This window comes from Neobacillus drentensis NBRC 102427, assembly GCF_001591445.1.
GTDB lineage: Bacteria > Bacillota > Bacilli > Bacillales > Cytobacillaceae > Neobacillus > Neobacillus drentensis.
Window position 1 is genome coordinate 1 of sequence record NZ_BCUX01000086.1, and the last position, 10,714, is coordinate 10,714.

Annotated in this window: 21 protein-coding genes; 3 read left to right on the plus strand and 18 right to left on the minus strand. The window is 32.9% G+C overall.

Translation table 11 applies throughout. The features are described 5' to 3' along the window. Positions 1-178: 178 nt before the first annotated feature. The 11 genes from BDR01S_RS23285 to BDR01S_RS25965 all read right to left on the minus strand — a co-directional run bounded on the left by BDR01S_RS23285 (position 179) and on the right by BDR01S_RS25965 (position 6,522). Entirely contained in the window at positions 179-412 is a 234-nt protein-coding gene (locus BDR01S_RS23285) for a YczI family protein (protein WP_066254165.1), read from the minus strand. A 96-nt stretch (positions 413-508) separates the two neighbouring features. Then, a complete protein-coding gene (locus tag BDR01S_RS23290; protein WP_066254162.1) occupies positions 509-826 on the minus strand; it encodes a hypothetical protein in 318 nt (105 codons plus the stop codon). Between the two features lie 413 nt (positions 827-1,239). Next, complete coding sequence (locus tag BDR01S_RS26560) at positions 1,240-1,374, minus strand: hypothetical protein (RefSeq protein WP_268874708.1); 135 nt, start codon at positions 1,372-1,374, stop codon at positions 1,240-1,242. Positions 1,375-1,408: 34 nt separating this feature from the next. Further along, positions 1,409-1,879, minus strand: a complete 471-nt coding sequence (locus BDR01S_RS23300) for a hypothetical protein (protein WP_169801474.1) — start codon at positions 1,877-1,879, stop codon at positions 1,409-1,411. 81 nt (positions 1,880-1,960) lie between these two features. Beyond that, positions 1,961-2,179 (minus strand): hypothetical protein, encoded by a 219-nt coding sequence (locus BDR01S_RS26365; protein WP_066254153.1) that lies wholly within the window; start codon positions 2,177-2,179, stop codon positions 1,961-1,963. Positions 2,180-2,244: 65 nt separating this feature from the next. Continuing rightward, positions 2,245-2,496, minus strand: a complete 252-nt coding sequence (locus tag BDR01S_RS23310) for a hypothetical protein (RefSeq protein ID WP_066254150.1) — start codon at positions 2,494-2,496, stop codon at positions 2,245-2,247. Between the two features lie 230 nt (positions 2,497-2,726). Then, positions 2,727-3,704, minus strand: a complete 978-nt coding sequence (locus tag BDR01S_RS23315) for an NAD(P)H-dependent flavin oxidoreductase (RefSeq protein ID WP_066254147.1) — start codon at positions 3,702-3,704, stop codon at positions 2,727-2,729. Between the two features lie 195 nt (positions 3,705-3,899). Next, a complete protein-coding gene (locus BDR01S_RS23320; RefSeq protein WP_082797557.1) occupies positions 3,900-4,583 on the minus strand; it encodes a hypothetical protein in 684 nt (227 codons plus the stop codon). Positions 4,584-5,018: 435 nt separating this feature from the next. Then, positions 5,019-5,255, minus strand: coding sequence for a DUF3953 domain-containing protein (locus BDR01S_RS23325; RefSeq protein WP_066254140.1), 237 nt, complete (start codon positions 5,253-5,255; stop codon positions 5,019-5,021). Between the two features lie 179 nt (positions 5,256-5,434). Continuing rightward, a complete protein-coding gene (locus BDR01S_RS23330; protein WP_066363356.1) occupies positions 5,435-5,707 on the minus strand; it encodes a hypothetical protein in 273 nt (90 codons plus the stop codon). 608 nt (positions 5,708-6,315) lie between these two features. Next, entirely contained in the window at positions 6,316-6,522 is a 207-nt protein-coding gene (locus tag BDR01S_RS25965) for a hypothetical protein (RefSeq protein WP_169801475.1), read from the minus strand. 26 nt (positions 6,523-6,548) lie between these two features. Between BDR01S_RS25965 and BDR01S_RS23340 the strand changes: the two genes are divergently transcribed. Further along, positions 6,549-6,767 carry a hypothetical protein gene (locus BDR01S_RS23340; protein WP_066254134.1) on the plus strand — a complete coding sequence of 73 codons (219 nt, stop codon included), beginning with the start codon at positions 6,549-6,551 and terminating at the stop codon, positions 6,765-6,767. Positions 6,768-7,194: 427 nt separating this feature from the next. Here BDR01S_RS23340 and BDR01S_RS23345 read toward each other — a convergent pair whose 3' ends face one another. Both BDR01S_RS23345 and BDR01S_RS23350 read right to left on the minus strand, forming a co-directional pair. Then, positions 7,195-7,632, minus strand: a complete 438-nt coding sequence (locus BDR01S_RS23345) for a branched-chain amino acid ABC transporter substrate-binding protein (protein ID WP_066254131.1) — start codon at positions 7,630-7,632, stop codon at positions 7,195-7,197. Continuing rightward, the gene (locus tag BDR01S_RS23350; protein ID WP_066254128.1) at positions 7,632-7,835 is read right to left on the minus strand and encodes a helix-turn-helix transcriptional regulator; all 204 of its coding nucleotides are present in this window, start codon (positions 7,833-7,835) and stop codon (positions 7,632-7,634) included. Before BDR01S_RS23350 ends, BDR01S_RS23345 begins: the two co-directional genes overlap by 1 nt. A gap of 288 nt (positions 7,836-8,123) precedes the next feature. Here BDR01S_RS23350 and BDR01S_RS23355 point away from each other — a divergent pair, with 288 nt between their 5' ends. Then, positions 8,124-8,564, plus strand: coding sequence for a DUF899 family protein (locus BDR01S_RS23355; RefSeq protein WP_066254124.1), 441 nt, complete (start codon positions 8,124-8,126; stop codon positions 8,562-8,564). 13 nt (positions 8,565-8,577) lie between these two features. Further along, on the plus strand, positions 8,578-9,057 hold the full coding sequence (locus tag BDR01S_RS23360; protein WP_066254121.1) for a PAS domain-containing protein: 480 nt from the start codon (positions 8,578-8,580) through the stop codon (positions 9,055-9,057). On the opposite strand, the gene BDR01S_RS25535 is transcribed toward BDR01S_RS23360, so the two are convergent. The 5 genes from BDR01S_RS25535 to BDR01S_RS23375 form a co-directional block, all read right to left on the minus strand. Continuing rightward, complete coding sequence (locus BDR01S_RS25535) at positions 9,052-9,192, minus strand: hypothetical protein (protein WP_157406244.1); 141 nt, start codon at positions 9,190-9,192, stop codon at positions 9,052-9,054. The two genes, BDR01S_RS23360 and BDR01S_RS25535, sit on opposite strands and share 6 nt — an antisense overlap. 27 nt (positions 9,193-9,219) lie before the next feature. Next, positions 9,220-9,459, minus strand: coding sequence for a glutaredoxin family protein (locus tag BDR01S_RS23365; protein ID WP_066254119.1), 240 nt, complete (start codon positions 9,457-9,459; stop codon positions 9,220-9,222). Continuing rightward, positions 9,456-9,785: a bacillithiol system redox-active protein YtxJ gene (ytxJ, locus tag BDR01S_RS23370; RefSeq protein WP_066254116.1), complete on the minus strand. Its 330-nt coding sequence runs from the start codon at positions 9,783-9,785 to the stop codon at positions 9,456-9,458. The genes BDR01S_RS23365 and ytxJ overlap by 4 nt, the downstream gene beginning before the upstream one ends. Before the next feature lie 169 nt (positions 9,786-9,954). Further along, entirely contained in the window at positions 9,955-10,098 is a 144-nt protein-coding gene (locus BDR01S_RS26125) for a hypothetical protein (protein WP_157412976.1), read from the minus strand. After that, positions 10,071-10,559, minus strand: a complete 489-nt coding sequence (locus tag BDR01S_RS23375) for a GNAT family N-acetyltransferase (RefSeq protein ID WP_066254114.1) — start codon at positions 10,557-10,559, stop codon at positions 10,071-10,073. Before BDR01S_RS23375 ends, BDR01S_RS26125 begins: the two co-directional genes overlap by 28 nt. Positions 10,560-10,714: the final 155 nt, after the last annotated feature.

The window sequence follows — 10,714 nt, forward strand, 5'->3', positions numbered from 1 at the left end:
GAAGGTTATTGATCTATAATTTATTGAGTTCTTTTTAAGGTTACTTTCTTGGAAACATAAGTGGAATCACATTCATTTTGACATAACAATTGATGTACATAAAAGCAAAACTCGCCACAGTATTGGCGAGTTCTCTTCTTTATGGGGGTTCAGCTCCCTGATCAACTAAAACACCTCGTTAGTTCAATAAGAACCCCTGAATTGATACAAATAATGAAAATAAAAAAACAACAACAAATAATAAACCTTTCGCCTTTCTTTCTTTTTGAAATTCCTCTAACCCCATAACCAACATTGTTAGACCTAAGAGAAATATCATTAAATCGCTAAACTGAAAATTTTTCGAAATTAGCCCGTATGTAGCCAATATAAAAGTTAATACTGATAAAACATAGCGTAGAATTTTTAACAAAAATCACTCCCCCTTTCATTCTCTTGAACATTCCTTTTTTAGATTCGCACACGTTTGTTACATAACAGATAATATTTTTTCTTCCTGATTTTTACCTTAGAATGGATTTTCCCCTTTAATAAACGGGATAAAGACTACATAATTTGAACCAATAAAAGTAAACCAAAAGTATACCGAAGTTAGTCGTTTTTTATAGTGAATACTTTCCTTAGATATATACAAACCAACAATCAACGTGTATAAGACGAATAAAATATAAGAAACACCAAACCAGTTCACCCATACGTTTCCAGTAAATAGTATACCATAGTTCCCGTAAATTGGTCTTAAAATATATACTGTGAAAAGTAAACCAATTGATAAGTGTGCAATAATTTCAGCTAATCGAAGTACAACTTTCTTCAATTCATCCAAAGAAATCAACCCCTTATTGTAAATCTCTTAATGATACCTTATTCAACATTTTCAATGCCCCGTTAGTTAAATAACGATAATGAAAAAGGACTGCTGAAACAGACCATTTGTTGTGAAACTAATGCAAAGCACCCTTCAGTTTAAGAGGAAATATCATTAAGGCAGGTATCAAGTTAGGAATATCTTTTACTATGATACTTTTTATCAACAAAAACACTAACCAAAACTGCAATCAAATAAGGTAGTAATGAACCTGTGTCATAGTCTTTATACCTATGATGAAACACTAATATTGAAATATCAAATTTCATTCCAATCATATATAAAATGCTTATTGTAATAATAAAAGTAACTAAAAAAAAGAAAAATCTCCTAATTTTGCTTATCAACTGAATTCCCCCCATTTTATTAATTCATAAAAATCCAATAACAATTTTAGTTTCATTATACACCATAAAATACGTTGTCATTTTTCCGACTGTTCTTATTTCACTAACCTGCTTCATTACTTCAATAAGAAAAGCCGCCAAAAAAGGCAGCTGGATCATCAACTATTGCACCCTTTAGTTCAACAAGATTTGTTTAGTCCACTTGTCTGCATTGTAAACGGCTTTCATTTTCAGAAATACCTTTTTGGATTGTAATTTTATTTATTTTAACACCACTTTCTGGAGTATCGGTCAGTGTAATATGAATTCTATCATAGGGAATATCACCATGATGTGCAGCATAATTTAACGCACTTGCGTGAACGATATGTCTTCTTTTATCCCTATTTATTCTTTCAATATTGATTCGTGGACACATTATAAAATCTGAGTAGGTTTTATCAAGGTAGGAATAGTATCTGGTATATAAGGTTTCTTCAAGTAGTTCTTTTTGGGTTGGTCCACCTTCGAGATTAATATTAGCCCTTGCATTTGAATATGAAGAAATCAATCCGACAAACAGCAGAGATGTTATCATTAACTTTCTCATAAAAAATAAGTTCACCTCTAGCCTTAAATATTTGTAGGTATTTTCCCCATAATTATTTGCTCGATACTTCTTCAACTATTGCTTCGTTAGCGGAACAAAGAAAGCGAGTGCCCTTAATTGAACAATCGCACCCGTTAGCATAATAAGAAATCCAATTTATATTCCATATCTAAGAAGAAAAAAACTACCTACCCATAGAAAAATTGCAATTTGTGTTATTAGATACATTGCAAATTCAAAGGTTGTTAGCTTTCTTTCTCGCTTCGTCTTTTTCAACTGTCTTACATAAAAAAATGAACATAAGAGTAGTATTGCTATCGAAAATTCATATATGTTATCCAAGACGTTAATCAAAAGAATATCCTCCTCTACCAGAGAAATAAAGTGCTATACCCTCTTCCAAATAAGCACCCGTTAGTTTAATTAACATAAAAGGCTATCTATTTACTAAAAACCAAAACATTATTTACAAAAATCCTACATTTTATAGTCAAAATACCACCGAGGCTTACTTTAATATTTTTTGTAATTTGTTCATTGTCTTTAATAAACCCTCTTAAAGTTGCTCTCGATGCGATACCTAAATTTTCATCTTGTAATTTACCATCAATGTATAACTTTTCGCCATAAAACCAAGTATTAACTACTTGAATATGGTGTCCTTCATATGTAACATCAAACATTTTCTTCATAATAAATCCCCTCCTCCCCTTACAGCATATACGAATTAGAAAACGAAAGGTTCCCCTAGTTTTACTTTTACTAAACTGCACCTTTAGTTGAAGAAGAAAAAGCCCTACTCCTTATTGAAGTATAGCACCCGTTAGCTTAAGTATTTTATTTCACAATCTTTGCTTTAATAATAAAAATGGTTGCCGCAACAACCATTAACGATTCAGATAACGTCCATAATAATAAATAATTATCGATGGGTCTGCTCTCCGATAATATTACCAATACGGCTTAATCCTTTTTCTGCTGTTAGAATCATTTCATCAAATAACTCCTGAACAGTAGGAATATTGTTAATAAGTCCGATTACTTGTCCAGCCCATCCAAAACCTTCATCTTCATTTCCATCATAGATATATCTGCAATTAGCATTTCCGCTAATTATTTCTTGCAGATCTTCATAGGTGGCTCCTTCTTTTTCACGTTCGATAATATCCAGAGTAAATTCACTTTTCAAGACTCGTCCTGGTGAACCAATTGCTCTCTTAATAATTACTGTATCCGACTCTTTCGCATTAACAATTGCCTGCTTATATTTCTCGTTTGCGTGAACGCACTCTTTAGTAGCAATAAAGCGAGTACCCATTTCAATTCCTTCTGCCCCAAGTGCAAAAGCTGCCAATAAACCTCGTCCATCGCCAATCCCACCGCTCGCTAACACTGGAATCGATACGGAATCGACTACACGAGGAATAAGTTCCATTGTACCAATATCGTCTCGTCCTAAATGTCCACCGCCTTCCTGTCCAACTGCCATTACAGCGTCAGCACCGAGTTGTTCTGCTTTCTGTGCCTGTCTAACGCCTGCAACAAGGACAAGCGTTCGAATATTTTCTCCTTTTATACGTTCAAAAATAGGTTGAGGATTAGCTCCTGTAATAGAAATTGCAGGTACCTTTTCTTCAATAGCAACTTCAAGCAATTCCTTATATTGTCCATCGTGCCTTGCAATGGCAAAGTTTACGGCGAATGGATTATTGGTAAGTGTGCGTACTTTACGAATTTCCTCCCGAAGTTTTTCAGGTGAACGCAACGTTGCCGCAGTAATTTGTCCAAGTCCTCCAGCATTCGAGACCGCAGCCGCCAGTTCAGCATAAGCAAGGTAGGCAAGTCCTCCTTGTACAATTGGATATTTAATTCCAAAAATCTCGGTTACTCGTGTTTTCATAGTTTATCCCACTCCTTTTCAGATGTTCTTTGTATTAGGTTAAACATTCCACACAAAAGATTATTAATCCTGCAAATGTTCCTAAAAAGGAAGCTCTTGTTGTGCTAATATGCCAGTTAGTTCACCAAGAAAAAAAATGACCGCCGCAGCGATCATCATCCTGAACAAAAGCACCCTTTAGTTAAATAAGAAAAATCAGATTACCACAGATTTCTTGTCTATTTTTAACTGATTAACAATGGAAGAAATTAATGTATCCAAAGGATTAATTATAGGTTTAGATGTCTTATTTTCAACCTCCTGGGATGCATTAACCATAGATAATTGAGCAACGGAGATAATTTTATCTTCTTTAATAATTTTGTTCAGGAAATTGGAAATTTCTTGATTATATTCGTATTTTAGACCTTGCATTATCAATTCAAAAGTATTGTTAATGACAATTACCTCTATATCTAATGATTTCTGATGATTAAAAGCATATTGATTGAGACGCTCCATAGTCCCATTAACAGTTGCAGGATTTGTAAATAGGATCGTCTGAGGCTGCTTTATATTACAAATGTATTCAAAGTAGGGGTCATCAATTTTTATAATTGGCACTGATATTGAGAGTTGTTCTTCCTTTAAAATTGCAATATAGTTTGTGCAAGTAATGAGAATAGCATCAACATTACATTGGGCAATCCACTCTATTTGCTCTTTAACTTTGTTTTGAGCATCTGCTGCTTTAAAATTCTCGTCTGATGAAACTCGATACATTAATGCGGGGTCAACAAAATGTATTAATTCAATGTCATAAGAGGAAAGTGCATTTTCGATATACTCAATATTTGAATAATGGGCGTGTAGACATCCTAATCTTTTTTTCAATTGTATTCCACCTCTAACATATTTCTGATTATTCTATCAGTATATATATGAAAATGTCTATGAAAAAGAGTTTAAAAACCCCCATCGCTTCTTGCACTAACCTGCTTCGTTAGTTCAACAAGAAAAAAGACCGCCGCAGCGATCATCATCTTTAACTATTGAACCCTTTAGCTCAACAAGCATTATTTCTTTTTAGAAGATTTATACCCAATAATAATAACAACAGCAACAATTACTGCGAACCATATATACCAATCCATTTGATTTCCTCCTCAACTGACGAAAAATCAATATGATGATTTGTTAAATAGCAGCACATTTCGGAAAACAGCCATATACTAAGAGTTATGCTCTTTACACCAGAATATTCCTTATTCCATTAACCTGCCCCGTTACTTCAATAAGAAAAAGCGATCCTTCGTTATTGAAGCATCGCACCCGTTAATGCAAGAAGAATCCCTTTATGGCAACATAAAAAACAAATAGGGATGCAACAATACCGAAATATCCCCAAAATTCTCTTCTGTTTTTTTGGAGTTCGATTAATCCTATCACTAACATAGTAGCACCAAATGAAAACATCAAATAAGGAGTATATTCAAAATTCTGAGTTATTAGACTAAAACCTGACAAGCCGATAGTAATTATTGATAAGATAATTCTTAATATTTTCAGCATACTTTCCCCCTTAAATCTTACATACGTCTTATTAATCATATCATTTTTAACATTATTTTTTGTGTAAAACTGACAATTCCATGTTGTGCTAACCTGCTCTTGTTAGTCGAATAAAAAAAGGCTGCCATTTTTGCAGCCAGTTCTTAAAGAAAAGCACCCGATAGTTGAACAAAGAAAATTTATATTTTTTCCTTTATGAGTAGTTGTTGAAGTTCTTCTTGAAATGCTTGATTTTCATTTTTGTCTTTTAGAATGTACTCAATATCTTTTTGATACAAGAAGTTTCGAAAAGTTTGATTGTAGATAATTAAGTTTCCATATCTGTCTACAATCTCAATGTACCAAGGTATTTGATTAAGTAATTTAATTTTTTTATTGATTATTCTATTTTTCTTAGATGGCAGCCCAAAAATGATTGCCTGTAAGGTACTACTGATTAAATCGGCACTCACTACCAAAACCTCCATAACATAAATACAAACACACTATAAATTTTACCATAATAATCTAATCCCTTGTTAAACTAACCTGCCCCGTTACTTTAAGTACAGCATTTCACAATGTTTCTTGTGGAAAAAGAAAAAGGCGACCTTCTTCTTGAAGTATCGCCCCCGTTACTTTAGGTACATTATTTCACAAAGCTACTCTAAAGCTGATAGTAAATGTATTTGATTTATTTTGTAAGGTTGTGATGTTGAATTTTCTTCTACACAATTAGCCGCTTTATTTTTTTCTATTTCGGACGCTCGAAGTGATAAACAACAATAAAAATATAAATGCCAATATTAGTGGGAAAAAGGTTAAAATCCAAGATATTGTAGATATTTCACCATTTCCAATTGGACCAACCTTTGGGCGATTCAATTGATAAATATTGAAAATAAATAACGCTATAAGGAAAATTGAACCTAATAAAAATACATTTTTTCTCACTATTTCCCACCTCTAATCATTTATCTATATAGGTAATTCTCCAAAACAGATTAGTTTTCCATTAACATCTTATTAACCTGCTCCGTTAACACAATAAGAAAAGCTGTCTAAATGCCAGTCTCGAACTTCAACTCTTGCCTACAAGCTCTGGAGTTTTATGGTATATTTTAGATATAATGACAGCACTATTTATCTCGAATTTTTTACCATTCTCAATAAGTTCGTCGCTTTTATCTGCAACCATTGCAGTTGTTATTTCAGGGACAATTGAGCTTCTTTTTAGCATTATTCCTTCTAATACTGCTGCTAATAATAAAGAAATTATAGAATTCATAAGATAATATAAAGGAGGTGAGTGATATGAAAAATGATTATGGTTTAACTTTAAGAATTTTTGCTGTTGTTATCATCATAATTTTGGGCATCACAAGTCCATTGTGGTCAAAAACTGTATTAAATATTGATTTAGAAAGTAAGTCATTTACTGAATTAGTAGTCATCTTTACTTCTATGGCTATTGTTATTTCCTTCATTTTAGGAAGACCGATTCATCATATTACAAATGTACTAAAAAAATAATATATTAAGAAAACGGTAAAAAGATTCAGATAACTAATTTTACCGCTTTCTTATATATCTGTATTAATAACATAAAATTCATTGTTAAATTGATATTTTTTGTAGTCTTTTATATCTATTTACCAAATACCTCTTAAACTAACCTGCCCGTTCGTTTAAGTGTAACATTTCACACAATATCGCCGAAATCAATCTTGATGTTTTGGACGTAAAAATAGAGCATCGAAATTATGGTCTTGTTTAATTAAAGAAGCCGTTAACGGAACTAAAACTTTAATTGTAAATTTCTGAGTTTAATAACAAAAGAAACAGAACATCAATTGATGATCTTATTCAACTTTTCTCCCGCTTTAGTTGAATAAGAAAAAGGCTATAATCCTTCTTGAAGTAAAGCACCCGGTAGTGAAATATGATCGGACAAAACAGATTACTCCTCATCATCATTTTCATCATAACGTCTTTTTCTTAGATAGTAGACCACTGAAAATGAAAATAAGAAGCATCCAAACATTACTCCCCCTATGATAACGGCATCACGAACAGTTCCTTCAGGAGTAAGAATCGTAATAACACTAAAAATAACTCCTACAACAAAGGAAATAAATACATTTTTATAATAAGGTCCTTGCTTTTTATCATTATGAGTTTCATATTCATCAACTGATATTCTTAAATTTAAATATCCAATTATAACGGAAGTTCCTATAAAAACTAACCATAAGGGATTATCTGTAACGTGTGTAATTCCCTGACTTATTCCATCGTAAATTAAAATTCCTAGGATGCATAAAGTTTGGAAAACAAAGGCGATACGGATATTTCTTAAATTTTGAATGACTAAACGTTCATCCCTAATTATTTTCATTAATAATCCTCCTTATCAATCCAAAATAATTCATTTAACGATTTATTAACGACATAACATATATCCAAACATAATTTTAATGAAGGATTATACTTTCCCTTTTCAATTAAACTAATGGTCTGCCGAGTAATACCTGTTTTTTCAGCTAATTGCTGCTGTGTCAAGTTCATTTGTAAACGAGCCAATTTCACATTATTTTTCACCTTATGTATATCCCTCCTATAAATAGTGTAACATATATTTTACACTATTCAATATATATGTTGCATATGAATTTTGAATTTCCATAAACAGTAAACCATTTTTTAAACTAAACTGCCACGTTAGTTGAACAAGAAAAAGGGTCGCCGCATCAATCCCCTTGTTAAACTCAGCACCCGTTTGTTTAATTACAACCCTTCACAATCCTATTTATATTTTAATCAACAAAAACGTATACTAGGTTTGGTATTGATAGTATATGGAGGATAACGATATGATGAGGTATTGTTATGGAACATAAAGTTCTGCCAAGGAACGAATGGATTGAAGCAAGGAAAGTTCTGCTACACAAGGAAAAGGAATTCACGAAGTTGAGAGATGAACTCACACAGCTGAGACGAGACTTGCCGTGGGAATCTGTCAGCAAGTCTTACACCTTTGACAGTCAGAATGGTACGATGTCATTAGCAGAATTATTTGGTGGAAGAAGTCAGTTGATGGTGTACCATTTCATGTTCAATCCTAGTTGGGAACAAGGATGTAAACATTGCTCTTTTTGGGCGGATCACTACAGTGGGATGATTCCGCATTTAAATCACCGTGATGTCTCTTTTGTCTGTATTTCCCGTGCCCCCTTAGAAAAGTTGGAAGCATTCAAAAAACGTATGGGTTGGACATTTCCTTGGTATTCATCAGGGCCCACTAATATTTATATTATTTTATTCTCATAAAGGAGATTTATATATGTCTGAAGAAAAATTGTCAGAACTAATTAGTCCTGAAGCTGTGATTAATTTTGAAACTGGTGCGATTAAAGCAAGCACTTTGGATTCAATCATCAACCTTTTGCCATTTGAAATGGGCTTTTGCGATGCCAACGATATTTTCCGCTGGTATTCAAATAATCCAAACCGCGTGCATGGTCGCCGTAAGGAAGCGATTGGTCGCCCTGTTCTAGAGCTTCACCCAAAAATGGCTCACCACGTTGAAAAATTGTTGAATGATTTCCGTTCAGGAACACGTGACGAATGGGAATTTTGGTTCCCAAAACGCACTGGCGAATCTGGTCAAATTTACCAAAAATTCATGGCCGTTCGTGATGAAAATGGAAAATACCTTGGCTGTATGGATGTGACAGTTAATATTGACATTTTCCAAGGAAAAGAAGGTAAAAATACCCCTGAAACGATTGACGAATTTAAAGCTGTTAAGCCTAAATTATAATAAAATACCTTTCTCATTTGAGAAGCTGCGGAAAACACATTGAATTCCCCAATTCAATATGTTTTTCTTACCATCTCCCGTCACCTGGTCAATACCGAACGGATAGGTTACTTTTGGCACACCTAAAAAAGCCATGACTTTTCATCATGACTTTGGCTAACTTTACTTTTCAATTGTTTTTAGTAGTTCTTTTAATTCGGGATTAAAGCCTTTAATTGCTTTATCTCCAACTACGGTAACAGGAACACCCATAAAGCCAAATTTTTCGACTTCCTGTTGAAATTCCACACTTGACATTACGTCTCTTACTTCAAATGAAATTTTTTCCTCTTCTAGCATTTGTTTAACATAGTTGCATTCTACACAACCAGGCGTGGAATAAACGATGACTTGTTTGCTCATGCGTTCAGGGCCTCCTTGATCGAATCTCTTGTAATTTTCCAATGAGAAGTATTCCAAGAAACTTTTCCATCATCAAATAGCAAGATTTGTGGAGATTCATGTTTAATTTCAAATTCTTCAGCAATATGATTTGATACAGGTCGATCTTCTATTACAAATACCATTGCAGCAGAAGTAGTTTCATTTTCATTAACAAATGATTGAAATTCTTCATTCGCTTTGGCACTGATTGGGCAAGTTGTACTATGTTTTAATAGCAAATGTTTCCCAGGTTGTTGAACAAATTCATTTAGTTCTTCAAAACTTTTAAGTTGTTTTATTGACATCATCCGCACCATCCTGCTTTTCAATATAATATTTTCGTTCATAAATTTATCATAATATAAGATATTTTACTAATGATGTGACTCGTCAACATAGGATCATCCCTATTAACAAAAACGTATGTCTATTGTAAAACACTTTACTGCACTTAAGATATATCAAGAAAGTCATTTAAAACCAAGTGCTCTTCCCAATCGCACCTTTAATCCCCATTTCAAACCACATCGCCTTTTCCTTTTTTAAAAATGCTTTTTTAAGTATTGCACCCTTTAGTTGAATATGCTCGTTTAAATTTGAAAGGATTGAACCAAACATTCTTCATTATCAACAATTTTCTTTTCTTCTTCAAAGACTATATCTAGCTCACGATAAATTTTTCTCCAAAATAAAACAGCAGGTTTATTCTCAGCTAATTCAACAACAAAATATCTACCCTTTTTCTGTTTAAACAATTCCTCTAATAATGAAATTGCAATACCTTTTCTCCTGAATTTTTTCAACATAAAAATATCATTAATGCTGAAATCATAGTCGTTATTTAAAAAAGGTTTTTCTAAGAGTAGCAAAAAACCTACAATTACCTGGTTTTTTTTTAGAAAATATGGTGTTACCCCATCTCTCTCCCAAATTAATTCAAATGAGTCAAACTCAAAAGAGCCACTTGTTGATATGTCTAAACCATCGGTAAATTCAGAAAGGTCGTGTAAATAAAGGGAATATAAATTACGAAGAATATACTTTTCATCTTTAGATAGTAATTTTAGTGAAACAGTCATTTTTATACCTCATCTTCAATTAAATAACTTCTCATACTTTGTTAATTTCTACATAAACTTGAATTTCCCCTTTTTGTAGCTATCCTGCCTCGTTAGTTGAATAAAGAGAAAAAGGACTGCCGGTAACAGCCCTTTTTTGTGAAACTAAAGCACCC

What these genes read in the sequence shown, in the direction of transcription:
- BDR01S_RS26560 (WP_268874708.1), bottom strand. Translation starts at nt 1,374, where the DNA reads ATGATCCAGCTGCCTTTTTTGGCGGCTTTTCTTATTGAAGTAATGAAG.
- BDR01S_RS23310 (WP_066254150.1), bottom strand. Translation starts at nt 2,496, where the DNA reads ATGAAGAAAATGTTTGATGTTACATATGAAGGACACCATATTCAAGTA.
- BDR01S_RS23315 (WP_066254147.1), bottom strand. Translation starts at nt 3,704, where the DNA reads ATGAAAACACGAGTAACCGAGATTTTTGGAATTAAATATCCAATTGTA.
- BDR01S_RS23325 (WP_066254140.1), bottom strand. Translation starts at nt 5,255, where the DNA reads ATGCTGAAAATATTAAGAATTATCTTATCAATAATTACTATCGGCTTG.
- BDR01S_RS25965 (WP_169801475.1), bottom strand. Translation starts at nt 6,522, where the DNA reads ATGAATTCTATAATTTCTTTATTATTAGCAGCAGTATTAGAAGGAATA.
- BDR01S_RS23340 (WP_066254134.1), top strand. Translation starts at nt 6,549, where the DNA reads ATGAAAAATGATTATGGTTTAACTTTAAGAATTTTTGCTGTTGTTATC.
- BDR01S_RS23345 (WP_066254131.1), bottom strand. Translation starts at nt 7,632, where the DNA reads ATGAAAATAATTAGGGATGAACGTTTAGTCATTCAAAATTTAAGAAAT.
- BDR01S_RS23355 (WP_066254124.1), top strand. Translation starts at nt 8,124, where the DNA reads ATGGAACATAAAGTTCTGCCAAGGAACGAATGGATTGAAGCAAGGAAA.
- BDR01S_RS23360 (WP_066254121.1), top strand. Translation starts at nt 8,578, where the DNA reads ATGTCTGAAGAAAAATTGTCAGAACTAATTAGTCCTGAAGCTGTGATT.
- BDR01S_RS25535 (WP_157406244.1), bottom strand. Translation starts at nt 9,192, where the DNA reads ATGGCTTTTTTAGGTGTGCCAAAAGTAACCTATCCGTTCGGTATTGAC.
- BDR01S_RS23365 (WP_066254119.1), bottom strand. Translation starts at nt 9,459, where the DNA reads ATGAGCAAACAAGTCATCGTTTATTCCACGCCTGGTTGTGTAGAATGC.
- ytxJ (WP_066254116.1), bottom strand. Translation starts at nt 9,785, where the DNA reads ATGTCAATAAAACAACTTAAAAGTTTTGAAGAACTAAATGAATTTGTT.
- BDR01S_RS26125 (WP_157412976.1), bottom strand. Translation starts at nt 10,098, where the DNA reads ATGTTTGGTTCAATCCTTTCAAATTTAAACGAGCATATTCAACTAAAG.
- BDR01S_RS23375 (WP_066254114.1), bottom strand. Translation starts at nt 10,559, where the DNA reads ATGACTGTTTCACTAAAATTACTATCTAAAGATGAAAAGTATATTCTT.